Source organism: uncultured Allobosea sp. (assembly GCF_945956895.1).
GTDB lineage: Bacteria > Pseudomonadota > Alphaproteobacteria > Rhizobiales > Beijerinckiaceae > Allobosea.
In genome coordinates this window covers 56,859-81,197 of the sequence record NZ_CAMFJF010000004.1, presented here as the reverse complement: position 1 = coordinate 81,197, position 24,339 = coordinate 56,859, and the positions used below count along the sequence as shown (strand labels likewise).

Sequence of the window (24,339 nt, the reverse complement as noted above, 5' to 3'; positions counted from 1 at the left end):
TCTTGTCGCCCACCCGGCCGACAAGGCTGCGATTGCATCCTTGCAATGACCCGTGGCCTCGGAGCCGGCCTCACTCCGCCCTGGCCGGACCGACGCGGTCCGCCATGGTGGCGCCGCGCTGGCCGAGCGGCTTCGGCCGGCCGATCGTGGTGTCATGCGCCGTCTGGTGCTCCAGCTCGGCATTGAGCTCGGCGCCGGCCAGCACGATCATCGCCGAGAGCCAGAGCCAGGTCATGAACACCACGACGGTCGCGAGCGAGCCATAGGCCGCCGTGTAGTTGCCGAGCGTCGAGACATACCAGGAGAAGCAATAGGAGGCCGCGCCCCAGAGCAGGGCCGCGGCGAGGGCGCCGGGCATGACCCAGATGAAGCGCACCCGCTCGCGGCTCGGGCCGATCCAGTAGAGGACTGCGATCGAGAGCGTCGCCACGACGAAGAAGGCCGGCCAGCGCACCAGCCCGATCAAGCGCTCGAGCTCGGAATGGAAGGGAAACAGCGCGGTCACGACCGGGAGGCTCGCGATGGCGATCAAGGCCGCGGTGAGCAGCACGACGCCGCTGACCGTCGTGAACAGCGAGATCGCATTGAGCTTGAGGAAGCTGCGCTTCTCTGCCTCGCGATAGATGATGTTCAGCGCATCGAAGAGCGCCTTCACCGCCGCATTGGCCGACCAGGCCGCGACGAGCAGGCTGACATAGAAGGTCGTGGACAAGACGAAGCCGGATTGTGTCGAGAGCCTGACCGCCTGCTCGTGGATGAGCTCGCGCGCGGCCTGCGGGAACATCGTCGTCACTGTGTCGAGCTGGCCGGCGATGGTCGCAGGATCGGTGAAATAGCGGTAGAGCGTGACCATCAGCGATAAGGCCGGCACGAGCGAGAGCAGGGTAAAGAAGGCGACCGCGCCAGCCAGCGACGAGAGGCGGTTCTCGGCGACATTGCCGGCAAAGCGCAGCAGCACGTCCTTCCAGCCGAGCCAGGTCATCTGCAGCGGCGTCTTCGCCAGCCGGCCGCGCATGGCTTCCTCCCGACGCCGCCCGAGCTTGCCGGACAGCAATCCCGACAGATAGCCGAACGCCACCCCGATCCCGGCAGCGCCCGTGATCCGTTTCAGGAAAGCCATGTCGGACCCGTTTCTCCGCAGCCAATTCGCGCGTGCCAGCATGCGAGCAACCGCATCTGGCCGCAATCGTTCCGATGCGAAGCCGGCAGGGGCGCCGCTTAGCCGATTGTTAACCTTAATGCTTCGTTATGACAGGGCGCGGCCGGGAGCGGCAGGCGCTTGTCTGTCCTTCCGGATGAGTCCGATGACGAAGCTGTTCAGAGCCGGCCTGACGGGCCTCGCGATCCTGCTGTCTGGTGCGGCCTATGCGGCCGACCTGCGCAAGGTCGCCCTGCCGCCGGCTCCCGAGCTGCCGGCGCTCTATTCCTGGACCGGTTTCTACGCCGGCCTGCAAGGCGGCTACTCTTGGGGCAGCAACCGGGTGCGGATCGGCTCGGCCGGCGGCGGCTTCGCGCCGGTCAGCTTCCGGGCTGGCGAGGATACGGCTTTCGGCGGCGCCCATGGCGGCTTCAACTATCAGCTCGGCGGCATCGTGTTGGGCGTCGAGGGCGATGTCGAGGCGCTGAACAGCCGCAGCCGCTTCGACGGAATCGGCCTCTCCGGCCGCATCAGCCAGGACTGGCAGGGCTCGGCCCGCGCCCGCCTCGGCCTCGCCTTCGACCGGCTGATGGTCTACGGCACCGGCGGCGCCTCCTTCACCGAATACGAGCGGCGCGTCTTCGCGCCCGGTGCCGGCTTCGGCGAGCGGCTCACCAGCGCGCGAACCGGCTGGAATGTCGGGGCCGGCGTCAATTTCGCCTTCACCGACCACCTGATCCTCGGCGCCGAATACCGCTACACCGATTTCGGGCGGAATCGCTTCGCCAGTTCCGGCGCCTTCCCGGGCCTGACCGGCTCGCAGGAACTGTCGAGCCACAGCGCCCGCGCCAGCGTCGCCTACAAGTTCTGAGGAACGAACCTTCTCGTCATTGCGAGGAGCGAAGCGACGAAGCAATCCAGGGGGACTGGGTGAGACGTCCAGCCTGGTCCCCCTGGATTGCTTCGCTACGCTCGCAATGACTGGGAGGGACGCGAGACGCTTTCAGAAGCCCGTGCGCTGACGGATGGCGGCGGCCAGAGTGCCGTCGTCGAGATAGTCGAGCTCGCCACCGACCGGCACGCCATGGGCGAGCTTCGTCACCTTCACCGGCAGATGCGCCATGAGATCGGTGATGAAATGCGCCGTGGTCTGGCCGTCGACCGTGGCATTAAGCGCAAGGATGACCTCCTTCACCACCGGATCGGAGGCGCGCGCCACCAGCGCGTCGAGCGAAAGATGCTCGGGGCGCACGCCATCGAGCGCCGAGAGCACGCCGCCCAGAACATGATAGCGGCCTGAAACCGCGCCCGAACGCTCCAGCGCCCAGAGATCGGAGATATCGGCGACGACGACGATCAGAGAATCGTCGCGGCGCGGATCGGTGCAGAGGCCACAGGGGTCGCTGGTATCGACATTGCCGCAACGGGCGCAGACGACGATGCGCTCGCGCGCCACCACCATCGCCTCGGAGAGCGGGCCGAGCAGTTGCTCGCGCTTCTTGACGAGATGCAAGGCGGCACGCCTTGCCGAGCGCGGCCCGAGCCCCGGCAGCTTGGCCAGGAGCTGGATCAGCCTTTCGATCTCGGGACCGGCAATGGCGCGGGACATCGATTTCTCTGAAGTGTGAAACGTCATCCTGGGCGACCGAAGGGAGACCCGGGATCCATGCCTGAACCGTTCCGGAATGGATCCCGGGTCTTCGCTTCGCTACGCCCGGGATGACACGTGAGGATTGGAAATCAAAACAGCTTCATGCCCGGCGGGATCGGCAGGCCCTTGGTGATCTCGGCCATGCGCTCCTGCATGACGCGCTCGCCGCGGGTGCGGGCGTCGTTCGCGGCGGCTACGATCAGGTCCTCGAGGATCTCGCGCTCGTCCGGCACCATCAGGCTCGGATCGATCTTCACGCCCTTGAGCGCGCCCTTGGCCGTCATCGTCACCGTGACCATGCCGCCGCCGGCGCCGCCCTCGACCTCGATATTGTCGAGCTCGGCCTGCATGTCGGCCATCTTCTGCTGCATCTGCTGCGCCTGCTTCATCAGGCCCATCATGTCGCGCATCGGAAATCCTCCTCGAAATCGTCAGAAATCGATGCCGTCGAAATCCGGTTCGGAATCGTCGAACAGGGGCTCGGCATCGGGCAGGTATTCGTCTTCGGTCGGCGCGGAAGCCGCCATCTCGGCGGCAGCGATGGCACGGGGATCGCGGACATCGACGATGCGCGCGCCGGGGAAGCGCTCCAGCACCGCCTTGACCGACGGATGGGCCGCGGCGTCGCTCTCGCGCTGATCCTTGGCGGCGGCGGCCTGCTCCCGCATGGTGGCGCCGCCCTCCTCGTTGACGACGGCTACCATCCAGGTCTGGCCTGTCCATTCCTTGAGGCGGCGGGACAGATCCTGCGCGAGGGTGCGCGAGGCGCCCTCGGCCAGCGAAAACTCGATGCGGCCGGCCTCAAAGCGGACGAGCCGGATATCGCGCTCCAGCGCGATCTTGAGCGTGATGTCGCGGTGCTGGGAGGCCAGCGCGACGACATCCTCCAGCGAGGCGACGATCGCCATCGGCGCAGCCGCCGCACGGGCGACCGGGGCAGGTGCGGGATTGGCGCTGGCGAGGATCGGGCGGGCGGCGAGCGCCGTATTGCCGCCGCCTGAGGGCGGACGAGGCATCCCCATGCCATTGCCACCATTGCCGTTGCCGGCGGGGACGGAGCCCATGCCGTCACGCAGCATCTTGAGCGCCTCGTCCGGCGTCGGCAGGTCGGCGGCGTGGGCGAGGCGGACCAGAACCATCTCGGCCGCCATGACCGGCCGGTCGGCCTGCTTCACCTCGGCAATGCCCTTGAGCAGCATCTGCCAGGTGCGGGCGAGGATGCGCACCGAGAGGCGCTGGGCGAAATCGCCGCCGCGCACGCGCTCGGCCTGGGCGAGGCTGTTGTCCTTCACCGCCTCGGGCACGAGCTTGAGGCGGGTGACGAGATGGGTGAATTCGGCGAGATCGTTCAGCACCACGACCGGATCGGCGCCGGCATCGTATTGCGCCCGCAACTCGCCGAGCGCCGCGGCGATATCGCCCTTCATCACGGCTTCGAAGAGATCGATGACGCGGGCCCGGTCGGCGAGGCCGAGCATCGAGCGGATATCGTCGAGCGTGATCCGGCCGGCCGCATGCGCGATGGCCTGGTCGAGGATCGAAAGGGAATCGCGCACCGAACCTTCGGCGGCGCGGGCGACGGCGGCAAGTGCTTCCTGCTCGGCATCGACGCTTTCGGCCCGGCAGATATTGGCGAGATGATCGACCAGCATGTCGGCTTCGACACGGCGCAGGTCGAAGCGCTGGCAGCGCGACAGCACCGTGATCGGCACCTTGCGAATTTCCGTCGTCGCGAAGATGAACTTCGCATGCGGCGGCGGCTCCTCCAGCGTCTTGAGGAAGGCGTTGAAGGCGCCGGTCGAGAGCATGTGCACCTCGTCGACGATATAGACCTTGTAGCGGGCTGAGACGGGCGCATAGCGCACGGCGTCGTTGATCTGGCGGATGTTGTCGACGCTGTTGTTGGAGGCCGCGTCGATCTCCATCACGTCGATATGGCGGCCTTCGATGATCTCGCGGCAATGGATGCCGAAATCGCGCAGGTCCGTGGTCGGGGCGCCCTGCCCGTCGGGCGTCTGGAAGTTGAGCGCGCGCGCCAGGATGCGGGCGGTCGTGGTCTTGCCGACGCCGCGCACGCCGGTCAGCATCCAGGCCTGCGGGATGCGGCCCGCCGCAAAGGCATTGGTCAGCGTGCGCACCATCGCTTCCTGGCCGATCAGGTCACCGAAATGCGCCGGACGGTATTTTCGTGCGAGCACGCGATAGGGCGCGGGCGCCCCATTGGCGGTGGCTGGCGGCGCAGGCGCCGGATCGAAACCGGCGAATCCCGGTTCGTCAGCAGAGGCGGCGTCGATCTGGTCGGTCATGCGGACTGGTTTCGCCAATCGGGAGGCGAGGGTCAATGGCGCCGCGCCGGTTCCGGGCTTCGGTCCCGGCGCTTTATCGGGCGCATGAGGTGGGAGGCTGGACGAAGACCCGTTCGGTCTCGTTAGGGCTGCTTCCTTCCGGACCTGACCCGGTTGGCGAGTGAGACGTCCCTCGCCAACCTCCCGCCCGCTATATCGTGGATGTCTGCGCGAATCGCAAGCCGGCATCGCAGAGACCGCGAAGCTTCGTCGCGCTCAGACGTGAAACTGCCAGTTTGGCGTTGACTCGGTGTCGTCCATCCGTCATAAGCCCGCGACCTGCGCAGCCGAAAGGCGGCGCCGCCCCTTATCGCATGACAGGCTCGGTTGGCCATGCTTTCCTTGGGAAAGCCGCGGCCGTCGTGCTCATAAAGGCCCCGGAGACGGACCGTGAAGAGAACCTATCAACCCAGCAAGCTGGTTCGCAAGCGCCGCCACGGCTATCGCGCCCGTATGGCGACCAAGGGCGGCCGCAAGGTCATCGCCGCTCGCCGCGCCCACGGCCGCAAGCGCCTGTCGGCCTGACGAGCTCTGGCGCGTCACGACAGCGCGCCGGTTTCGGAAGACAGGCCAATCGCCATGCGCCTCGCCCGTCTGACGCAACGCAAAGAATTTCTGGCGGCGGCCGAACACGGCCGCCGTTTTCGTTCGTCCGCCTTCATGGCGCAGGTGCGCGATGCCGCGCCCGACGAGGCCCGCAAGGGCGGCGAACCCGTTGGCTTACGCCTTGGCCTCACCGCCTCGCGCAAGACCGGCAATGCCGTGAAGCGCAATCGCATCCGCCGGCGCCTGCGCGAAGCGGCCAAGCAGGCGCTCGCCAGCCAGACCGAACGCCCCTGCGACATCGTGATCGTCGCGCGCTCCGAGGTGCTCGGCGCCAGATTCCAGACGCTCGTCGCCGATCTTTCGATTGCCATCGACCGGGCAAAGCCTCAAAAGCCGCATGCTGACCGGCGCCGCCCGCATCCCAAGCGCGGCGCGCCACCGCAAGCCTGACCAAGCCGCGCCCCGCCCCTGCCGGACCAAGCGAGATCCGTTTTCGACCATGATGAAAGAAGACAACCGCAATCTGCTTCTCGCGATCGTCCTGTCGGTGATCATCCTGCTCGGCTGGCAGTTCTTCTATGCCAAGCCGCAGATGGACAAGCAGCAGGAGATCGCCCGCCAGAACCAGCAGGCCCAGGGCCAGCAGGCGCCCGCGGCTTCGGGCTCCACCCCGGCCCCCGCCACGCCCGGCCAGCCCGCCGGCTCCGCCGCGCCGGGCGCTGCCGCGACGCAGGCCATCGGCACCCGCGAGCAGGCGCTGGCGGCGAGCCCCCGCATCAAGATCGACACGCCCAAGATCGCCGGCTCGATCTCGCTGACCGGTGCGCGCATCGACGACGTCTCGCTCAAGGCCTATCGCGAGACCGTCGACCCGAAGAGCCCGATCATCGTGCTGCTCTCGCCGATCGGCGGGCCTGACGCCTATTATTCCGATTTCGGCTGGGTCGCTGCGCCCGGCACGACGGTCACGCTACCGAACGCCACGACGGTCTGGACCGCCGACAACCAGGTGCTGACCTCGGCCAAGCCGGTCACGCTGAGCTGGGACAACGGTCAGGGTCTGACCTTCAAGCGCATCATCAGCGTCGACGACAACGCGATGTTCACGATCCGCGACGAGGTCGAGAACAAGGGCGGCGCTGGCGTGACCCTGTTCCCCTATGGCCAGATCGTCCGCCAGGGCAAGCCTGCGACGCTGGGCTATTACGTGCTGCACGAAGGCCTCGTCGGCTATCTCGGCGAGCAGGGCCTGCAGGAATACACCTACGACAAGCTCGACAAGGAGCCGCTGCTCTCGCCGGGCACGACCGGCAAGACCTGGAAGGATGCCGTCGGCGGCTTCGTGGGGATCACCGACAAGTACTGGGCCGCCGCGGTCGTCCCCGACCAGCAGCGCAAGTACGAGGGCCGCTACTCCTCGGTCCAGACCGGCACCGGCCGCACCTACCAGGCCGATTTCCTCGGCGAGGGCATCGCTGTCGCGCCGGGCGCCACGGTCTCGTCCAATGCCCGGCTCTTCGCCGGCGCCAAGGAAGTCGCGGCGATCAACGGCTATGAGGACAGCCAGAAGATCCAGCGCTTCGACCTGCTGATCGACTGGGGTTGGTTCTATTTCATCACCAAGCCGCTCTTTTTCGTGCTCGACTGGATCTACAAGCACATCGGCAATTTCGGTGTCGCGATCCTGATCGTTACGGTGCTGCTCAAGGGCCTGTTCTTCCCGCTCGCCAACAAGTCCTACGCCTCGATGGCGAAGATGAAGGCGCTGCAGCCGGAAATGACGGCGATCCGCGAGCGCTATGCCGACGACAAGATGAAGCAGCAGCAGGCTCTGATGGAGCTGTACAAGACGCAGAAGATCAACCCGGTGGCCGGCTGCTGGCCGGTGCTGCTGCAGATCCCGGTATTCTTCGCGCTCTACAAGATCCTGTTCATCACCATCGAGATGCGGCACGCGCCGTTCTTCGGCTGGATCCACGATCTCGCGGCGCCGGACCCGACCAACCTGTTCAACCTGTTCGGGCTGATCCCGTTCACCCCGCCGGCCATGCTGCATCTCGGCCTGTGGCCGATCATCATGGGCATCACGATGTTCATCCAGATGAAGATGAACCCCGAGCCGCCGGACCCGGTGCAGAAGATGATGTTCACCTGGATGCCGGTGTTCTTCACCTTCCTGCTCGGCTCGTTCCCGGCCGGCCTGGTGATCTACTGGAGCTGGAACAACCTGCTCTCGGTGACCCAGCAGGGCTACATCATGAAGAAGAACGGGGTGAAGATCGAGTTATTCGACAACCTCAAGGGCATGTTCGGCAAGAAGCCGGCAGCCGCAGGCGGCGCACCCAACCCCGCCAACACCAACAAGAAATGAGAGATCGAAGGGCGGGGGTTTCCCGCCCTTCGCTTTTGAAGGCCGTCCCGATGCCATTGCCCGATCCGAGCACGCGCCACCCGATCCCCGGCTGGAAGGGCACGGCCTTCCTGAAGGCGGTGGTCGACCACCCGCTGATCGAAATCGGCGACTACAGCTACTATGACGACTCGCGCGGGCCGGAGCATTTCGTCGCCCGCTGCGTGCGCTATCATTTCGACTTCATCGGCGACCGGCTCATCATCGGCAAATTCGTCGCCATCGCGCAGGCGGCGCAGTTCATCATGAACGGCGCCAACCACCCGATCGGCGGCTTCTCGACCTTTCCCTTCCAGATGTTCGGCCTCGGCGATCCCGAAAGCCTGAAGCGCCCCGGCCCGAACAATCGCGGCGACATGGTGATCGGCAACGATGTCTGGATCGGGCGCGAGGCGGTGATCATGCCGGGCGTGACGATCGGCGACGGCGCGATCATCGGCACGCGGGCGCAGGTGACGAAGGACGTGCCTGCTTATGCCGTGGTCGCCGGCAATCCCGGCCGGATCGTGAAGATGCGCTTTGCGCCGGAGATCGTGGCCGAGCTGCTGACGATCCGCTGGTGGGACTGGGCGGCAGACAGGATCGCGCGTCATGTCGACGCGATCCAGGGCGCCGATATCGACGCTTTGCGCGCAGCCGTGTAAGACCTACCTCATCCTCAGCCCTCATCCTGAGGAGCAGCCTTCAGGCTGCGTCTCGAAGGATGTTCCAGTGCGCGCTGGAGCATCCTTCGAGACGCCGCTTGCGCGGCTCCTCAGGATGAGGGCTTCTGATTTCGAAAGAACGGAAGCCATGACCACATCGACGACAAAGCCCTATGACGCCGAGGAGATCGAGGCGGCCCGCAAGCTCTTCGAGGGCCCGTGGGACTTCGTCTGGGCCTCAACCAAGATCGACGACCTGCCGCCGATGGTCGGCCAGGAGATCGCCTTCGCCGGGCGTTCCAATGTCGGCAAGTCGAGCCTGATCAACGCGCTGACGCGGCGCAACGCGCTGGCGCGCACCTCGCATACGCCGGGCCGGACGCAGCAGCTCAACTTCTTCCGCCAGGTCGACCATGACGAGCGCCTGACCATCGTCGACATGCCCGGCTACGGCTATGCCGCCGTCGGCAAGGAGAAGGTCGCGGCCTGGACCAGGCTGATCCACGACTATCTGCGCGGCCGCTCCAACCTGATGCGCGTCTATGTGCTGATCGACGCCCGCCACGGCATCAAGGATGTCGACGGCGCCGTGCTGGAGACGCTCGACAAGGCCGCCGTGTCCTATCAGGTCGTGCTGACCAAGGGCGACGCCCTGAAGAAGGCCGACCAGCAGTTCATGACCGAGGCGACCTATGACGAGATCAAGCGCCGCCCGGCCGCTTTCCCCGAAGTGCTGCTGACCTCCAGCGAGACGGGGATGGGCATCCCGGAATTCCGCGCTGCGATCGGCCGCGTGCTGGGCGAGCACGGCTGAGCCAGGATGACCGCGACACGCATCCATCTGGCCTTTGCCGCCCTGATGGGCTTCGCCGGCGTCGCCTTGCTGGCGGCGGCCGCCCATGTCGCGGTCGATCCCGCACACGTCCAGACCGCCGGACAGATGCTGCTGTTCCACGCCTCCGTCATTATCGGTGCCACCGCGGCACGTCGGGGCGGGCATCTTCATGACCTGCTGGCGCGGGTCGCGCTCTCGGCGATCATCGTCGGCGCGTGCCTGTTCGCCGCCGATCTCGCCCGACGCGGCTTTGGCGGCACGGCGCTGTTTCCACGCGCGGCCCCGATCGGCGGCTGGTTCATGCTCGGCGGCTGGCTCGGGCTCGCGGTCGCTGCCGTGACCGCGAAGCGCAGCTGATCACCGCGCGGCGTTCTTCCACCGCCGCGCAAGTTCGGTTAGAAGCGCCCCCGCATCTGTCCTTGCGGCCGCGCGGAGCCTGCCCGAATGACCGACCATCCCCATCTGACGCCGTCGCAATCCGCCGAACTCTTGGTGCAGGCGCTGCCGCATATGCAGCGCTATGACCAGGAGGTCATCGTCATCAAGTATGGCGGCAACGCCATGGGCGACGCCGCCACCGCCGAGGATTTCGCCGAGGATATCGTGCTGCTCGAACAGTCCGGCCTGAAACCGGTGGTCTGCCACGGCGGCGGCCCGCAGATTGCGGCGATGCTGAAGAAGCTCGGCATCCAGTCCGAGTTCAAGCAGGGCCTGCGCGTCACCGACGAGGCGACCGTCGAGGTCGTCGAGATGGTGCTGGCCGGCTCGGTCAACAAGGAGATCGTCGGCTACATCAGCCGCGAGGGCGGGCGCGCCATCGGGCTCTGCGGCAAGGACGGCAACATGGTCACCGCCCGCAAGGTGACGCGCACCATCGTCGATCCCGATTCCAAGATCGAGGAAGTGCTCGATCTCGGCTTCGTCGGCGAGCCCGAGACGGTCAACACCACCGTGCTCGACGCGGTGCTCAAGGCCGAGCTGATCCCGGTTCTGGCGCCGGTCTGCGCCGCAGCCGACGGCCAGACCTACAATGTCAACGCCGACACCTTCGCGGGCGCCATCGCCGGGGCGCTCAACGCCAAGCGCCTGCTGCTGCTCACCGACGTGCCGGGCGTGCTGAACAAGGACAAGCAGCTCATCCCGGAGCTCACGGTCGAGGAATGCCGCCACCTGATCGCCGACGGCACGATCTCCGGCGGCATGATCCCGAAGATCGAGACCTGCATCTACGCGCTGGAAAAGGGCGTCGAGGCGGTCGTCATCCTCGACGGCAAGGTGCCCCATGCGGCGCTGATCGAGCTCTTCACCGATACCGGTGCCGGCACGATCATCCGGCGTTGATCGCCTCCCGTCATTGCGAGGAGCGCAGCGACGAAGCAATCCAGGGGGCGTAGAGCGCGGCCGCCCCTGGATTGCTTCGCTCCGCTCGCAATGACGGCAGAGCGTTGCGCTTTGCCGATTAAGCCCCCGCCAAGCACTTGCGGCGCAGACTCCGGCTCGCCACATCACGGAGTCCTATGAAAAAACTCGCAGACACACCTGCCGCGACCCCGCCCCTGACGGCGGAAGGCTTCGCGCATGTCGACCACTGGATCTTCGATCTCGACAACACGCTGTATTCGCATGAGAGCCGCGTCTGGCCGCAGGTCAACGAGCGCATCACGCTGTTCCTGCAGGAATTGTTCGGGCTCGACGGCCTGTCCTCTCATGCGCTGCGGCAATATTACTATCACCGCTACGGCACGACGCTGAAGGGGCTGATGGAGGAGCACCGGATCGATCCCGATCAGTTCCTCGATTTCGCCCATGACATCGATCTGACGTTTCTGGAACCCAATCCGGAGCTCGGCGCGGCGCTCGCGGCCTTGCCCGGCCGCAAGCTGATCCTGACCAACGGCTCGGTCGGCCATGCCAGGAACGTCGCCGGCAAGCTCGGCATCCTCGACCAGTTCGAGGATATCTTCGACATCGTCCATGCCGGGTTCCTGCCGAAGCCCGAGCGCGCGACCTATGAGAATTTCCTGGCCAAGCACGCGGTCGATCCCGGCCGGGCGGCGATGTTCGAGGATATCGAGAAGAACCTGATCGTGCCGAGCGACCTCGGCATGAAGACCGTGCTGATCGTGCCGCAGACGCCCGACCCCTTCCGCGAGGCCTGGGAACAGGTCGCGATCGAGGCGGGCCATGTCCACCACGTCACCGCCGACCTCACCAGCTTCCTCAAACCGCTCGGGCGTCCCGGCGGACGGCAGGCCTGAGCAGGAGGCGTTTCCTCCCGCTCAGGTTCCCTAAAAAAGGAAATTCCGTTCTTCTTTACGAACTCCCTGGGAGCTGATACTGCTCCTGTCCGTTATAAAGAACGGATCGAGAGTTCCATGTCGTCACCGGACAACGCCGCAGCCAAGCTGCACCCCGAGACCCGCCTCGTCCATGACGGCATCCTGCGCTCGCAGTTCGGCGAGACGTCCGAGGCGCTCTACCTGACGCAGGGCCATGTCTACGACAATGCCGCGCAGGCCGAAGGTCGCTTCCTGAACACCGATCCCGGCTTCCAGTACGGCCGGCTCGGCAACCCGACGACCGCGATGCTGGAGGCCCGCATGGCTTCCTTCGAGGGCGCCGAGGCTTGTCGCGCGACCGCGACCGGCATGGCGGCGGTCACCGCCGCCATGATGGCGCCGGTGCGGGCCGGCGACCATGTCGTCGCGGCGAGCGCGCTGTTCGGTTCCTGTCGCTACATCATCGAGGACCATCTGCCGCGCTACGGCGTCGAGACGACGCTGGTCGAGGGCACCGATCTCGACGCCTGGCGCAAGGCGGTGCGCCCCAATACCAAGCTGTTCTTCCTGGAATCGCCGTCGAACCCGACGCTTGAAGTGCTGGATATCGCGGCCATCGCCAAGATCGCGAAGGAAGCCGGCGCCAAGCTGGTCGTCGACAATGTCTTCGCCACGCCGCTCTACCAGCGCCCGCTCGAGCTCGGCGCCGATCTCGTGGTCTATTCCGCGACCAAGCATATCGACGGCCAGGGCCGCTGCCTCGGCGGGCTGATCCTCGGCTCGAAAGAGGTGATCGAGGCCGATATCCAGAACTACCTGCGCCAGACCGGGCCGATCCTCTCGCCCTTCAACGCCTGGGTGATGCTGAAGGCGCTGGAGACGCTGCCTTTGCGCGTCGCCAAGCAGGCGCAGAACGCCACGGCGGTCGCCGACTGGCTGGCGGCGCAGAGCAAGCCGACCAAGGTGATCTTCCCCGGCCACAAGAACCATCCGCAGGCCGAGATCATCAAGCGCCAGATGAGCGGCCCCTCGACCATGATCGCCTTCGAGGTGCCCGGCGGCAAGGAAGGCGCCTATCGCCTGCTCGACGCCTGCAAGCTGATCCGCATCTCGAACAATCTCGGCGACGCCAAGAGCCTGATCGTCCACCCGGCGACGACGACGCATCAGCGCTTCACGCCGGAGGTGCGCGCGGCGATGGGTGTCAGCGACGGGCTGATCCGCCTCTCGATCGGACTGGAGCACCCTGACGACCTGATCGCCGATCTGGAGCAGGCACTGGCGAAGGTTTGATCACCTCCCTCGCACAGAACCTCCACCGTCATCCCGGGCGAAGCGAAGCGTAGACCCGGGATCCATTCCGGAGCGCTTCCGGTAGGGGTTCAGGCATGGATCCCGGATCGGCGCCGCTTCGCGGCTTGTCCGGGATGACAACGGAGGTTCGCGAGTACGCTCGGCCAGTGGCCATCGCCGCCAGCCCCTGCTAAAGCGGGGCCGTTTCCCGCTAAAGGCTTGAGAGGCCAGCATGCGTTCGGGCGAAGTGAAGCGCCGCACAAACGAGACCGATATCGCGGTCTCGCTCCTGATCGACGGCACCGGCAAGGCCGAGATCGCCACCGGCGTCGGCTTCTTCGACCATATGCTCGACCTCTTCGCCCGCCATTCGCTGATCGATCTCACGGTCAAGGTGAAGGGCGACACCCATATCGACGACCACCATTCGGTCGAGGATGCCGGCATCGCCATGGGCGAGGCCCTGAAGCAGGCTCTCGGCTCGAAGAAGGGCATCCGGCGCTATGCCGACGTTCACCTGCCGATGGACGAGACGCTGACCCGCGTCGCCGTCGACGTCTCCGGCCGGCCGTTCCTGGTCTTCCGCACCGAATTCAAGGCGCAGAAGATCGGCACCTTCGATACCGAGCTGGTGCGCGAGTTCTTCCAGGCCTTCGCGATCAATGCCGGCATCACGCTGCATGTCGAGACGCTCTATGGCGACAACGCCCACCACATCGCCGAAAGCTGCTTCAAGGGGCTGGCGCGGGCGCTGCGGCAGGCGCTCGATGTCGATCCGCGCGAGGGCGACCGCATTCCCTCGACCAAGGGCGCCTTGTAGGAGGTCTCGATGGCATTCTACACCGTCATGACGCCGCCGCCCGAAGGCGACCGGCGCGAGGAAATCGAACAGGCGCGGCTGATCCCCGAGCATTTCGCCTGGGGCGCCTTCCTGCTCTCCGGCCTCTGGCTGCTGGGCAAGCGGCTCTGGCTGGCGACGCTCGTCTTCGCTCTCCTCTGGGGCGTGCTGATCTGGCTGAACAGCCGCTTCGGCCTGCATGCCAGCGCGCTCACGCTGATCTATTGGGCGATCGCCCTGTTCCTCGGCGTCGAGGGCAACAACCTTGTCGTCCGCAAGCTCGCCCGCCAGGGCTGGCGGCTTGCGGATGTCGTCGAGGCCCGCACGCTGGCCGAGGCCGAGCGCCGCTATTTCGAGCGGGCACTCGCCGGCGAGGCCGCGCTGCCGCGCGTCGAAGCGGCTCCGGCTGCGGTCGCTGCGCGGCCGAGCGGCCCGTTGCCGATCATCGGCCTGTTTCCGGAGGCCCGCGGACGATGAGCCAGAATGTCGCGATCATCGATTACGGCTCGGGCAACCTGCACTCGGCCGCGAAAGCCTTCGAGCGGGCGGCGGCGGAAGCCGGCATTCCCTCGACCATCCACGTCACCAGCGACACCGAGATCGTGCGCGCGGCCGACCGGATCGTGCTGCCCGGCGTCGGCGCCTTCGCCGATTGCCGGCGCGGGCTCGATGCCGTCCCCGGCATGGTCGAGACGCTGGAAGAGGTGGTGCGGGGCAAGGGCCGGCCCTTCCTCGGGATCTGCGTCGGCATGCAGCTGCTCGCCTCACGCGGACTGGAATATACGGTCACGCAGGGGCTCGGCTGGATTCCGGGCGACGTCACGCTGATCAAGCCGACGGACGACGCCCTCAAGATCCCGCATATGGGCTGGAACACCCTGCACAAGCAGGACGAGCACCCCCTGCTCGACGGCATCGAGACCGGCCCGCAGGGGCTGCATGCCTATTTCGTCCATTCCTATGCGCTGGCGGCTGCGCGCCCGCAGGATGTACTGGCCCTCACCGACCATGGCGGGCCGGTGACCGCGATGGTTGCCCATGGCAATGTCGCGGGCACGCAGTTCCACCCCGAGAAGAGCCAGAAGCTGGGGCTGAAGCTCATCACGAATTTCCTGAGCTGGGCACCATGATTCTCTTTCCCGCGATCGACCTGAAGGAAGGCCGCTGCGTCCGGCTGAAGCAGGGCGACATGGCGCAGGCCACGGTCTTCAACGACGACCCGGCCGCGCAGGCCGCCGCTTTCGAGCGCCAAGGCTTCCAGTGGCTGCATGTCGTCGATCTCGACGGCGCCTTCGCCGGCAAGCCGATGAACGCGGCCGCGGTCGAGGCGATCCTGAAGCGCGTGGCGTTTCCGGTGCAACTCGGCGGCGGCATCCGCGACATGAAGACGGTCGCCGGCTGGCTCGAGAAGGGCGTCCGACGCGTCATCATCGGCACGGCGGCGGTGCGCGATCCCGGCTTCGTGCGCGAGGCGGCGAAGGAATTTCCGGGGCAGGTCGCGGTCGGCATCGACGCGCGCGACGGCTTCGTGGCCGTTGAAGGCTGGGCCGAGACCTCCTCGCTGGCGGCTGCCGATCTCGGCAAGCGTTTCGAAGATGCCGGCGTCGCCGCGATCATCTACACCGACATCGCCCGCGACGGCATGCTGGAGGGCATCAACTGGGAGGGCACGATCGCGCTGGCGCAGGCCGTGTCGATCCCGGTGATCGCCTCGGGCGGGTTGGCCTCGATGGCCGATATCGAACGCCTCTGCGCAGCCGACGCCGCAATCCTCGAAGGCGCGATCACGGGCCGGGCGCTCTATGACGGGCGCATCGACGCAGGCGAGGCGCTGAAGCGGCTGGCGGCAGCCGGCACGGGAGAGGCGGCATGACCCTCAAGATCCGCATCATCCCCTGCCTCGACGTCAAGGACGGCCGCGTCGTCAAGGGCGTGAAGTTTCTCGATCTCGTCGATGCCGGCGATCCGGTTGAGGCCGCCAAGGCCTATGACGCCGCCGGCGCCGACGAGCTCTGCTTCCTCGACATCACGGCGAGCCAGGAAAATCGCGGCACCCTGCTCGACGTGGTGACGCGCACGGCGGAAGCCTGCTTCATGCCGCTCACCGTCGGCGGCGGGGTGCGCAAGGTCGAGGATATCCGCGCGCTGCTGCTCGCCGGGGCCGACAAGGTCGCGATCAACACCGCCGCCGTCACCAACCGCCAGTTCGTCAAGGAAGCGGCCGAGAAGTTCGGTGACCAGTGCGTGGTCGTCGCGATCGACGCCAAGCAGGTCTCCCCCGGCCGCTGGGAGATATTCACCCATGGCGGGCGCAACGCCACCGGCATCGAGGCCGTCGCCTTCGCGCGCGAGGTCGTCTCGCTCGGCGCCGGCGAATTGCTGGTCACCTCGATGGATCGCGACGGCACCAAGGTCGGCTACGATCTCGGCCTGACGCGGGCGATCGCCGACGCGGTCTCGGTCCCGGTCATCGCCTCCGGCGGCGTCGGCGATCTCGACGATCTCGTCGCCGGCGTCGCGCAAGGCCATGCCTCGGCCGTGCTCGCCGCCTCGATCTTCCATTTCGGCACCTACACGATCGGCCAGGCCAAGGCGCATATGGCGGAAGCCGGCCTCAGGATGAGACTGGACTGAGATGACGGGTTTCACCCTCTCCGATCTCGAAGCCCGCGTGGCCGAGCGCGCCGCCGCCTCGCCCGAGGAATCCTGGACCGCGAAGCTGCTGGCAGCCGGTCCCGAGCGCGCCGCCAAGAAATTCGGCGAGGAGGCGATTGAAGCCGTCATCGCGGCCGTGAAGGGCGATCGCGCCGAACTGATCGCCGAGAGCGCCGATGTGCTCTATCATCTTTTGGTTGTGCTCAAGGCGCGCGATGTTGCATTGCAAGACGTCTTGAGCCAGCTTGAGGCCCGCACGGCCCGCTCCGGGCTGGCGGAAAAGGCGGCCAGACCCCGGTAATCAGCCGGTTGAGTTGCGTGAGGATGGACCCGGCAGGATGACCCTCCCTTGAACCTCGAAGCCTGGATTGCGGGCCGCGTCATGGACCAGCGCCTGATCTCCTACCCACCCGAACGCGATCTCGTCTCGCCCTATCGCCTGTTCTCGCGCGACGAGTGGGCGCATTTGCGCGCCGACCAGCCGCTGACGCTCTCGGTCGACGATCTCACCAAGCTGCAATCGATCAACGACCCGATCTCGCTCGACGAGATCGTGGCGATCTACCTGCCGCTGTCGCGGCTGCTCTCGCTCTATGTCGCGGCGACGCAGGGGCTGTTCAAGGCAACGCAGCGCTTCCTGATGGCCGAGTCCGAGCCCAAGGTGCCCTATGTCATCGGCGTCGCCGGTTCGGTCGCGGTCGGCAAGTCGACCACGGCGCGCGTGCTCAAGGCCCTGCTCTCGCGCTGGCCGAACACGCCGAAGGTCGAGCTCGTCACCACCGACGGTTTCCTCCTGCCCAATGCCGAACTGGAGCGGCGCGGGCTGATGCAGCGCAAGGGCTTCCCGGAGAGCTATGACGGCGCAGCGATCCTGCGCTTCCTCTCGGACGTCAAGGCCGGCAAGCCGCGGGTGACCGCGCCGGTCTATTCTCACCTTGTCTACGATGTCGTGCCCGGCGAGACGGTGACGGTCGAGCGGCCGGACATCCTGATCCTGGAGGGGCTCAACGTCCTGCAGCCGAACCGGATGCCAAAGGACGGCACCGCCATCCCCTTCGTCTCCGATTATTTCGACTTTTCCGTCTATCTCGATGCCGACGAGAACGACCTGCACCGCTGGTACGTCAACCGCTTCATGACGCTGCGCCAGACGGCCTTCCGCGATCCGCGCTCGTTCTTCCGCAAATATGCGGAGATCGGCGAGGAGGAGGCGCTCGCCATCGCCGAGAAGCTCTGGACCGGCATCAACCTGCCGAACCTGCAGGACAACATCCTGCCGACCCGCCAGCGTGCCAGCCTGATCCTGACCAAGGGCGCGAGCCATCGCATCCAGCAGGTCGCGCTGCGCCGGCTGTAATATCTCGATCTTGCCCAAACCATTGTCGTCATTCCGGCCGCAGCGAAGCGCCGGAATCCATCGCGGAGCGGCAAGCTCTCCGATGGATTCCCGACCTGCAAGGCTTCGCCGCTTGCCCGGAACGACGGGGGGGCCGGGCTGATGGAAGCCTTCTGGTCGCTTGCCGGCATGGCGAGCGCGGCTTTCGTCGCCGCGACGCTGCTGCCGGCGCAGTCGGAAGCGGTCTTCGTCGGGCTGCTCGCGGCGAAGAGTGTCGACCCGCTCGCGCTGTTCCTGACCGCGAGCCTGGCGAACACGGCCGGCTCGATCCTCAACTGGTGGCTCGGCCTGATGATCGCGCGCCATGGCGTCGACCGGCTGCCGGCCCGCCTGCGGCCCGACCCGAAGCGCTTCGCCCAGGCGCAGGGTCTGTTCGCCCGCTTCGGCTGGCCATCGCTGCTGCTGGCCTGGCTGCCGATCGTCGGCGATCCGCTGACCTTCGCGGCGGGAACGCTGAACTATCCGTTCTGGCGTTTCACCCTGCTCGTCCTGATCGGCAAGGCCGGGCGCTATGCGGCGCTCTGGGCGGGCTGGGCCAGCTTCGCCTGACCATTTCGGCCTTATCCTACGCCTTCCCGCGGATACTGCCCTTACGTCAGACGCATACCATTTGCGAAACTGGCCGGGCCGGGCTACCAGCGAAGCGTCCGTTCAAGGAGATCAGATTATGAGCATTCAGCGTATCGGCGTCGGCCCGCGCATGTCCAAGGCCGTCGTGCACGGCAGCACCGTCTATCTGGCCGGCCAGGTCGCGGACAAGGCTGCCGGCAAGAGCGTCGGCGAGCAGACCGCCGATATCCTCGGCATCATCGACGGCCTCCTGGCCGAGGCCGGCACCGACAAGACCAAGCTGCTGATGGTCAACATCTGGCTCTCCGACATGTCGACCTTCGCCGAGATGAATGCCGTCTGGGACAAGTGGGTCGTCACTGGGGCCACGCCGGGCCGCGCCACGGTCGAGGCCAAGCTGGCCGCGCCGCAGTTCACGGTCGAAATCGCGGTCATCGCCGCGAAGTAAGCCGATTTCGGTCGCCGCGCGCCTATGCGGGCGCGCGGCGACCCCGACAATCACCCCGACCCCGGAGCAGGAGGCAGCCATCAGTCAATCCGACCAGATCGCTCCGCTCCTGGCGCGTGTCGCCGCACACCGCGGCGTATCGCCGGTTGCCATGGCCGCGATGATGGCGGACTGGTTGCGCCGCGCCGGCTCCAGCTTGCCCGGCGATGCCCTGCTCAACCGCAAGGCCGGCGATTTCCTCGCACTGGTGGCGCGCCTGGCCACAGCGCTGGGCGATGACGAGATCAAGCGCCTGCGCGGCGAGACAGCGACGGCGATCACTGAGGGCCGTTTCGCGGAAGCGGATAAATGCCTCGCCCAAGCCGAATTGCATGCCATCGGCGGCTCGACCGACCTTTCGACACTTCCGCTCGAACGCCGGCTGCTGATCGGTGAAAACCGTGCCGACCGGGCGGCACTCAGCTTCCTGCGCACGACGGCAGAGGCCTATCACGAAGCTGCCGCCCGCTATGGCGAGGCCTCCTCCCTGATCGGCCTCGCCGCGATCGACCGCAGCCGCGAAACGGCGCTCGAACAGGCGAAGGCGCTAGCGCGGATCAGCGAGGATTTCGGCGGCCGCGACGGCTATGACGCTGCCATTCCGGCCTTACGCCGCTTGCTCGAAGGGCTGGACAGCCTGGCCGATACCGTCGCCTTTGCCGGGGTTCAGGAGGCGCTGGCCACCGCGCTCGACAAGCTCGCCGGGCTCACCGGCAACACCAAGCTGCTCGATGAAGCCCTCGCTCATTGCCGCGCAGGTATCGAGGACCTGCGCCATGACGAAGCGCCCGCGCTTTGGCGCGCCCTGAAGCTGCGGCTGGGCCGGCTCGCGGTCAATCTCGGCGTCTCGCGGAAGGACGACAACCTGCTCGAAGAGGCGGTCGCTACCTATGCCACCGCGCTCGCGGTCTGGAAGCGCAGCGACGACGAGGCCCGCTGGCTCGAAGCCGAGCACATGATCTCCCGCGCCCGCGCCACGCTCGGCCGGCGGCGCAGCGACCTCTCCCTGCTCGAGCGCGCCTTCAACGGGCTCAACCGGGTCTCCCAGGCGACCGACCGCAGCCGCACGCCCATGCGCTGGGCCGAATTGCAGGACCAGATGGGCGGTGTCCTCGCCGCCATGGGCGAGCGCTACAGCGAACCCGTGGTGATCGAGGAGGCCATCGCCGCCTTCGCTGCCGCGCTGGAGGAATATCGCGAGGAACGCGTGCCGTTGCTCTGGGCGCAGACGCGGGCCAACCAGGCCGAGGCCATGCTCCAACTCGCGCGTCGCAACAAGGACAAGGCCCTGGCACAGCAGGCGTTGGCACAGTTGATGGCGGCCACCCAGATCGCGCTTAAGGCTGCGAATGGCGGCACCCTCGCGGCCGATCTGCAGAAACGGCTCGGGGCGGCCGGCGCAGTTGCGACCAAGCTGCTCGGCGGCTGATCCCGCCGAGTTTCCACCTCAGCGCGGACGGCGTGCCGCCAGCCGCTCCAGCGCGGCATCCAGCGTCGCATCGCGCTTGGCGAAGCAGAAGCGCACGACGTTCCTGACCGCCCCCTCGGCATAGAAGGCGCTGACCGGAATCGCGGCGACGCCGCTCTCGGTCACCAGCCTGCGACAGAAATCGACATCGTCGCTCTCGCCGAGCGGAGCGATGTCGACATTGAGGAAATAGGTGCCGGCGCTCGGCAACACCGCGAAACCGAGATCGCGCAGACCGGCTGCGAAGCGATCGCGCGAGCGCTGGAAATCGGCGCGCATGCCCTCGAAATAGCCGTCCTCCTTGCCGAGCCCATAGGCGACGGCCGCCTGCAGGTTCGGCGGCGTGGTGAAGGTCAGAAACTGATGCGCCTTGGACAGCACGCGCATGATCGCCGGCGCCGCCATGACGAGCCCGACCTTCCAGCCAGTCAGCGAGAAGATCTTGCCCGCCGAAGAAATCTTGACGGTGCGCTCGCGCATGTCCGGCCGCCCGAGCACCGAGGCATGGCGGTGCCCGTCGAAGACGACATGCTCCCAGACCTCGTCGCAGATCGCGATCGCGTCGTGGCGGACGCAGAAATCGGCGAGCAGGTCGAGATCGGCCTTGCCGAAGATCGTCGCCGTCGGGTTGAGCGGGTTGTTGAACAGCACGACCTTGGTCTTCGGCGAGAAGGCCTTGGCCAGCGCCTCCTCGGTCAGGCCGAAATGCGGCGGCGTCAGCGTCACGAATTTCGGAATGCCGCCGGCTCGCCGCACCAGCGGCAGATAGGCGTCGTACATCGGCTCGAACAGCACGACCTCGTCGCCGGGCGTGATCAGCGCCATCAGCGCGCCGGCGATCGCTTCCGTCGCGCCCGAGGTCACCATCACCTCCGTCATCGGATCGAGATCGAGCTCCTGCCAGTGCTTGAAATGCTTCGCCGTCGCCTCGCGCAGCTCCGGCAAACCCATCATCGGCGGATACTGGTTCCAGCCGTCGATAACCGCCGCCGCGGCCTTCTGACGAACGTCGAGGGGACCCGGATCATCCGGAAAGCCCTGCCCGAGATTCACGGCCCCGGTCTCGCGGGCGAGCTGCGACATCACCTCGAAGACGGTGGTGGGGAGGGCGGAGAGGATCGGATTCATCGCGGTCGGATCGGCTCGGCAAAGGCAGGAACCGTGGCTTTAGCATGCCGGGCCGGCCGGCGCACGCGATGGAAAAGCGATCCAGCGAGCGTGAGAGAAATAGCGAATGATGAATATTGACATTCGTCAGTGTTCAGTGTTTATTCAGTTCAGCCGGCCTTCGACGGACGCCTGTTGCGACTTCGCCCCTTTGGCGCAGCAGGATGCCGCAGAAGGCCGGCAAACCTTTGTCAGGATGATGCAAGCCGTCTCCCGACGCGCGAAGTCCGCGCCAAGCTCCCCCATTCTTGTTGCGTGAAGATTGCGCCCGCCGGTTTCCGCGCCCGTGGAAACCGCGCTAAGCAGGCGCATGGCCCGCTCCCCCGTTCCTGCGATCATGATCCTCGGCACCGGCTCCAATGTCGGGAAGTCGCTGATCGTCGCGGGGCTGTGCCGGCTCTTCGCGAATCGCGGCCTGAAGGTGCGGCCGTTCAAGCCGCAGAACATGTCGAACAATGCCGCGGCGACTGAGGCCGGCGAGATCGGCCGGGCGCAGGCGCTGCAGGCCCGCGCCGCCCGCATCGCGGCGCATCCCGACATGAACCCCGTACTGCTCAAGCCGGAAGGCGAGCAGGGCAGCCAGATCATCCTGCAGGGCCGCGTGGCCGGTCGCCTCGCCTCGCGCGATTTCGCCCGGCGCGGCGATTTCCTGCCGCAGGTGCTCGACAGCTTCTCGCGGCTTGGCGAGGGCGCCGATCTCGTCATCGTCGAAGGCGCGGGCTCGCCGGCCGAGACGAACCTGCGTGCCCGCGACATCGCCAATCTCGGCTTTGCGCGCGCGGCGAACGTCCCGGCCGTGCTGATCGGCGATATCGACCGCGGTGGCGTGATCGCGAGCCTCGTCGGCACCCATGCCGTGCTCGACGCGGAGGACAGGGCGATGATCCGCGCCTTCGCGATCAATCGCTTCCGGGGTGCCGTCGAATTGTTCGCGCCCGGCGTTGCGACCATCGCCGAGACCACTGGTTGGCCCTGCCTCGGCGTCGTGCCGTGGTTTGCGGATGCGACCCGGCTGCCGGCCGAGGACGGGCTCGACATCCGCTCGGGGCGGAAAGCCGGCGCCCGGATCAAAATCGCGGTGCCCGTGCTGCCGGGCATCGCCAATTTCGACGATCTCGACCCGCTCAAGCTGGAGAGAGACGTCGATCTCGCCATGGTCGGGCCGGGACAGCCCCTGCCCGGCGATGCCGACCTCGTCATCCTGCCGGGCTCCAAGACGACCCTGCGCGACCTTGCTGCGCTCCGACGGGAAGGCTGGGATATCGATATCCTCGCCCATCGCCGCAGGGGCGGGCACGTCCTCGGGCTTTGCGGCGGCTACCAGATGCTCGGACGGATCGTGCGCGATCCGCTCGGGCTCGAAGGTCCGCCTGGAGAGGCACCCGGTCTCGGCCTGCTCGATGTCGAGACCACGCTCGACGCCGACAAGACCGTCCGCGAAGTCGATTTCAGCGATGCCGGGAGCAGCGCCAAGGGCCGGGCCTACGAGATTCATCTTGGCCGAACCGAAGGGACCGACACGACCCGCGCCCCTTTCCGGGTTGAGGGCCGCCCGGAAGGCGCCGCGAGCCCGGATGGACGGGTGGCCGGCAGCTACCTGCATGGCGTCTTTGCTTCCGACGCGGTGCGCGGCGCCTGGCTCGCGGCGATCGACGGCCATCGTCGCGCGTCGAGCCTGCTCTATGAGGATGCGGTCGAGGCCACCCTGGATGCGCTCGCCGCGCATCTGGATGAGCATTTCGATACGGAAACCCTGCTCAATCTCGCCCGGACGCGGGTTTCCACGGGCTAGGCCATGGCGGGAACTTCGACCGGCACGGGCGGTTCTCTCTGCAAGCACCGACCGGAGGATTGATGCACATCAAGGCAAAAGTCTTTATTCGCCATTATGTTGACGAATGACGAAATTCGTCATAACGATCAATTCTTCACCGCTTTTGTTTGAACCAACCCAACCGGCGACGCCGTGAGTAACCCCGAACGCGATACCAGGCAGACCATCGTCGACACCGCCGAGCGCTTCTTTCGCGATATCGGGTACCAGAAGACGACCGTGGCGGACATCGCCAAATCCCTGCGGATGAGCCCCGCCAACGTTTATCGCTTCTTCGATTCCAAGAAGTCGATCAACGAGGCCGTGCTGGAGCGCTACAAGCGCGAGCAGGAAGAGGCCATCGCCACCATCGCCGACGAAGACCGGCCCGCCTCCGAGCGCCTGCGCGACATCCTCGCGACATCCTACCGGCTGAACGCCGCGCGCTTCGCCGGCCATGCCCGCATGCAGGAGATGGTCTGCGCCGCGATGGAGGAGAGCTGGGACGCGATCATCGCGCATATCGAGCGCTTCGACATGGTGCTGCGCCGCGTGGTCGCCGACGGCATCGCGCGGGGCGAGTTCCGGCCGATGGAGCCAGCCCATGCCACGGGCTGCATCCGCACCGCGATGATCCGCTTCATGCACCCGCTGCTGATCACGCAATGCGAATGCATTCCCGGCCCGAATCCGGACGAGATGATCGCTTTCATCCTGAGCGCGTTGGAAGCCAAGCCCGCCATCGGCTAGCGCACTCCGCCCGGAAGTGCGCTCGGCAATCCCGGCCCGATGCGTTGACAAGCC

27 protein-coding genes and 1 other RNA gene are annotated in these 24,339 nt (G+C 66.7%); 22 read left to right on the top strand and 6 right to left on the bottom strand.

Annotated features, from left to right (window positions below; all coding sequences use genetic code 11):
* Positions 1 to 70: 70 nt before the first annotated feature.
* Complete coding sequence (locus tag Q0Q02_RS04110; protein WP_293807134.1) at positions 71 to 1,120, bottom strand: YihY/virulence factor BrkB family protein; 1,050 nt, start codon at positions 1,118 to 1,120, stop codon at positions 71 to 73.
* A 184-nt stretch (positions 1,121 to 1,304) separates the two neighbouring features.
* Between Q0Q02_RS04110 and Q0Q02_RS04105 the strand changes: the two genes are divergently transcribed.
* Positions 1,305 to 2,009 (top strand): porin family protein, encoded by a 705-nt coding sequence (locus Q0Q02_RS04105; protein WP_293807132.1) that lies wholly within the window; start codon positions 1,305 to 1,307, stop codon positions 2,007 to 2,009.
* Positions 2,010 to 2,141: 132 nt separating this feature from the next.
* Here the strand turns inward: Q0Q02_RS04105 and recR are convergent, their stop codons facing one another.
* From recR to ffs, 4 genes are all read right to left on the bottom strand, one after another.
* Entirely contained in the window at positions 2,142 to 2,747 is a 606-nt protein-coding gene (gene recR / locus Q0Q02_RS04100) for a recombination mediator RecR (protein ID WP_293807130.1), read from the bottom strand.
* A gap of 131 nt (positions 2,748 to 2,878) precedes the next feature.
* Complete coding sequence (locus Q0Q02_RS04095) at positions 2,879 to 3,199, bottom strand: YbaB/EbfC family nucleoid-associated protein (RefSeq protein WP_047572605.1); 321 nt, start codon at positions 3,197 to 3,199, stop codon at positions 2,879 to 2,881.
* Between the two features lie 21 nt (positions 3,200 to 3,220).
* Positions 3,221 to 5,095 carry a DNA polymerase III subunit gamma/tau gene (locus tag Q0Q02_RS04090; RefSeq protein ID WP_293807126.1) on the bottom strand — a complete coding sequence of 625 codons (1,875 nt, stop codon included), beginning with the start codon at positions 5,093 to 5,095 and terminating at the stop codon, positions 3,221 to 3,223.
* A gap of 87 nt (positions 5,096 to 5,182) precedes the next feature.
* Positions 5,183 to 5,281: signal recognition particle sRNA small type (ffs, locus tag Q0Q02_RS04085), an RNA gene on the bottom strand.
* Between the two features lie 243 nt (positions 5,282 to 5,524).
* Between ffs and rpmH the strand changes: the two genes are divergently transcribed.
* From rpmH to Q0Q02_RS03990, 19 genes are all read left to right on the top strand, one after another.
* Positions 5,525 to 5,659 (top strand): 50S ribosomal protein L34, encoded by a 135-nt coding sequence (gene rpmH / locus Q0Q02_RS04080; RefSeq protein ID WP_038364779.1) that lies wholly within the window; start codon positions 5,525 to 5,527, stop codon positions 5,657 to 5,659.
* A gap of 54 nt (positions 5,660 to 5,713) precedes the next feature.
* Entirely contained in the window at positions 5,714 to 6,130 is a 417-nt protein-coding gene (gene rnpA / locus Q0Q02_RS04075; RefSeq protein ID WP_293807124.1) for a ribonuclease P protein component, read from the top strand.
* A gap of 52 nt (positions 6,131 to 6,182) precedes the next feature.
* Entirely contained in the window at positions 6,183 to 8,051 is a 1,869-nt protein-coding gene (yidC, locus tag Q0Q02_RS04070) for a membrane protein insertase YidC (RefSeq protein WP_293807329.1), read from the top strand.
* Between the two features lie 50 nt (positions 8,052 to 8,101).
* Positions 8,102 to 8,734, top strand: coding sequence for a CatB-related O-acetyltransferase (locus tag Q0Q02_RS04065; protein WP_293807122.1), 633 nt, complete (start codon positions 8,102 to 8,104; stop codon positions 8,732 to 8,734).
* Between the two features lie 148 nt (positions 8,735 to 8,882).
* The gene (yihA, locus tag Q0Q02_RS04060; RefSeq protein ID WP_293807120.1) at positions 8,883 to 9,548 is read left to right on the top strand and encodes a ribosome biogenesis GTP-binding protein YihA/YsxC; all 666 of its coding nucleotides are present in this window, start codon (positions 8,883 to 8,885) and stop codon (positions 9,546 to 9,548) included.
* Between the two features lie 6 nt (positions 9,549 to 9,554).
* The gene (locus tag Q0Q02_RS04055) at positions 9,555 to 9,926 is read left to right on the top strand and encodes a DUF423 domain-containing protein (protein ID WP_293807118.1); all 372 of its coding nucleotides are present in this window, start codon (positions 9,555 to 9,557) and stop codon (positions 9,924 to 9,926) included.
* Positions 9,927 to 10,013: 87 nt separating this feature from the next.
* The gene (gene argB, locus Q0Q02_RS04050; protein WP_293807116.1) at positions 10,014 to 10,910 is read left to right on the top strand and encodes an acetylglutamate kinase; all 897 of its coding nucleotides are present in this window, start codon (positions 10,014 to 10,016) and stop codon (positions 10,908 to 10,910) included.
* A gap of 176 nt (positions 10,911 to 11,086) precedes the next feature.
* Positions 11,087 to 11,827, top strand: a complete 741-nt coding sequence (locus tag Q0Q02_RS04045; RefSeq protein WP_293807114.1) for a pyrimidine 5'-nucleotidase — start codon at positions 11,087 to 11,089, stop codon at positions 11,825 to 11,827.
* Positions 11,828 to 11,944: 117 nt separating this feature from the next.
* Positions 11,945 to 13,141 carry an O-succinylhomoserine sulfhydrylase gene (metZ, locus tag Q0Q02_RS04040; RefSeq protein ID WP_293807112.1) on the top strand — a complete coding sequence of 399 codons (1,197 nt, stop codon included), beginning with the start codon at positions 11,945 to 11,947 and terminating at the stop codon, positions 13,139 to 13,141.
* Between the two features lie 232 nt (positions 13,142 to 13,373).
* Complete coding sequence (hisB, locus tag Q0Q02_RS04035; protein WP_293807110.1) at positions 13,374 to 13,961, top strand: imidazoleglycerol-phosphate dehydratase HisB; 588 nt, start codon at positions 13,374 to 13,376, stop codon at positions 13,959 to 13,961.
* 9 nt (positions 13,962 to 13,970) lie between these two features.
* Positions 13,971 to 14,456, top strand: a complete 486-nt coding sequence (locus tag Q0Q02_RS04030; protein ID WP_293807108.1) for a DUF2628 domain-containing protein — start codon at positions 13,971 to 13,973, stop codon at positions 14,454 to 14,456.
* Positions 14,453 to 15,109 carry an imidazole glycerol phosphate synthase subunit HisH gene (gene hisH, locus Q0Q02_RS04025; RefSeq protein WP_293807106.1) on the top strand — a complete coding sequence of 219 codons (657 nt, stop codon included), beginning with the start codon at positions 14,453 to 14,455 and terminating at the stop codon, positions 15,107 to 15,109. Before Q0Q02_RS04030 ends, hisH begins: the two co-directional genes overlap by 4 nt.
* Positions 15,097 to 15,852, top strand: coding sequence for a 1-(5-phosphoribosyl)-5-[(5-phosphoribosylamino)methylideneamino]imidazole-4-carboxamide isomerase (hisA, locus tag Q0Q02_RS04020; RefSeq protein ID WP_293807327.1), 756 nt, complete (start codon positions 15,097 to 15,099; stop codon positions 15,850 to 15,852). Before hisH ends, hisA begins: the two co-directional genes overlap by 13 nt.
* Positions 15,849 to 16,613, top strand: coding sequence for an imidazole glycerol phosphate synthase subunit HisF (hisF, locus tag Q0Q02_RS04015; RefSeq protein ID WP_293807104.1), 765 nt, complete (start codon positions 15,849 to 15,851; stop codon positions 16,611 to 16,613). The genes hisA and hisF overlap by 4 nt, the downstream gene beginning before the upstream one ends.
* 1 nt (position 16,614) lies before the next feature.
* Positions 16,615 to 16,935 (top strand): phosphoribosyl-ATP diphosphatase, encoded by a 321-nt coding sequence (locus Q0Q02_RS04010; RefSeq protein ID WP_293807102.1) that lies wholly within the window; start codon positions 16,615 to 16,617, stop codon positions 16,933 to 16,935.
* An 81-nt stretch (positions 16,936 to 17,016) separates the two neighbouring features.
* Positions 17,017 to 17,991: a type I pantothenate kinase gene (gene coaA / locus Q0Q02_RS04005; protein ID WP_293807325.1), complete on the top strand. Its 975-nt coding sequence runs from the start codon at positions 17,017 to 17,019 to the stop codon at positions 17,989 to 17,991.
* Positions 17,992 to 18,132: 141 nt separating this feature from the next.
* Positions 18,133 to 18,579 (top strand): VTT domain-containing protein, encoded by a 447-nt coding sequence (locus Q0Q02_RS04000; protein ID WP_293807101.1) that lies wholly within the window; start codon positions 18,133 to 18,135, stop codon positions 18,577 to 18,579.
* A gap of 118 nt (positions 18,580 to 18,697) precedes the next feature.
* A complete protein-coding gene (locus Q0Q02_RS03995; protein WP_293807100.1) occupies positions 18,698 to 19,048 on the top strand; it encodes a RidA family protein in 351 nt (116 codons plus the stop codon).
* Positions 19,049 to 19,199: 151 nt separating this feature from the next.
* Entirely contained in the window at positions 19,200 to 20,516 is a 1,317-nt protein-coding gene (locus Q0Q02_RS03990) for a hypothetical protein (protein WP_293807099.1), read from the top strand.
* 18 nt (positions 20,517 to 20,534) lie between these two features.
* Here Q0Q02_RS03990 and Q0Q02_RS03985 read toward each other — a convergent pair whose 3' ends face one another.
* A complete protein-coding gene (locus tag Q0Q02_RS03985; RefSeq protein ID WP_293807097.1) occupies positions 20,535 to 21,683 on the bottom strand; it encodes an aminotransferase in 1,149 nt (382 codons plus the stop codon).
* A 349-nt stretch (positions 21,684 to 22,032) separates the two neighbouring features.
* On the opposite strand from Q0Q02_RS03985, the gene Q0Q02_RS03980 reads away from it, so the two are divergent.
* Positions 22,033 to 23,514 (top strand): cobyric acid synthase, encoded by a 1,482-nt coding sequence (locus Q0Q02_RS03980; RefSeq protein WP_293807095.1) that lies wholly within the window; start codon positions 22,033 to 22,035, stop codon positions 23,512 to 23,514.
* A gap of 174 nt (positions 23,515 to 23,688) precedes the next feature.
* Positions 23,689 to 24,285 (top strand): TetR/AcrR family transcriptional regulator, encoded by a 597-nt coding sequence (locus Q0Q02_RS03975; protein ID WP_293807093.1) that lies wholly within the window; start codon positions 23,689 to 23,691, stop codon positions 24,283 to 24,285.
* Positions 24,286 to 24,339 lie beyond the last annotated feature (54 nt).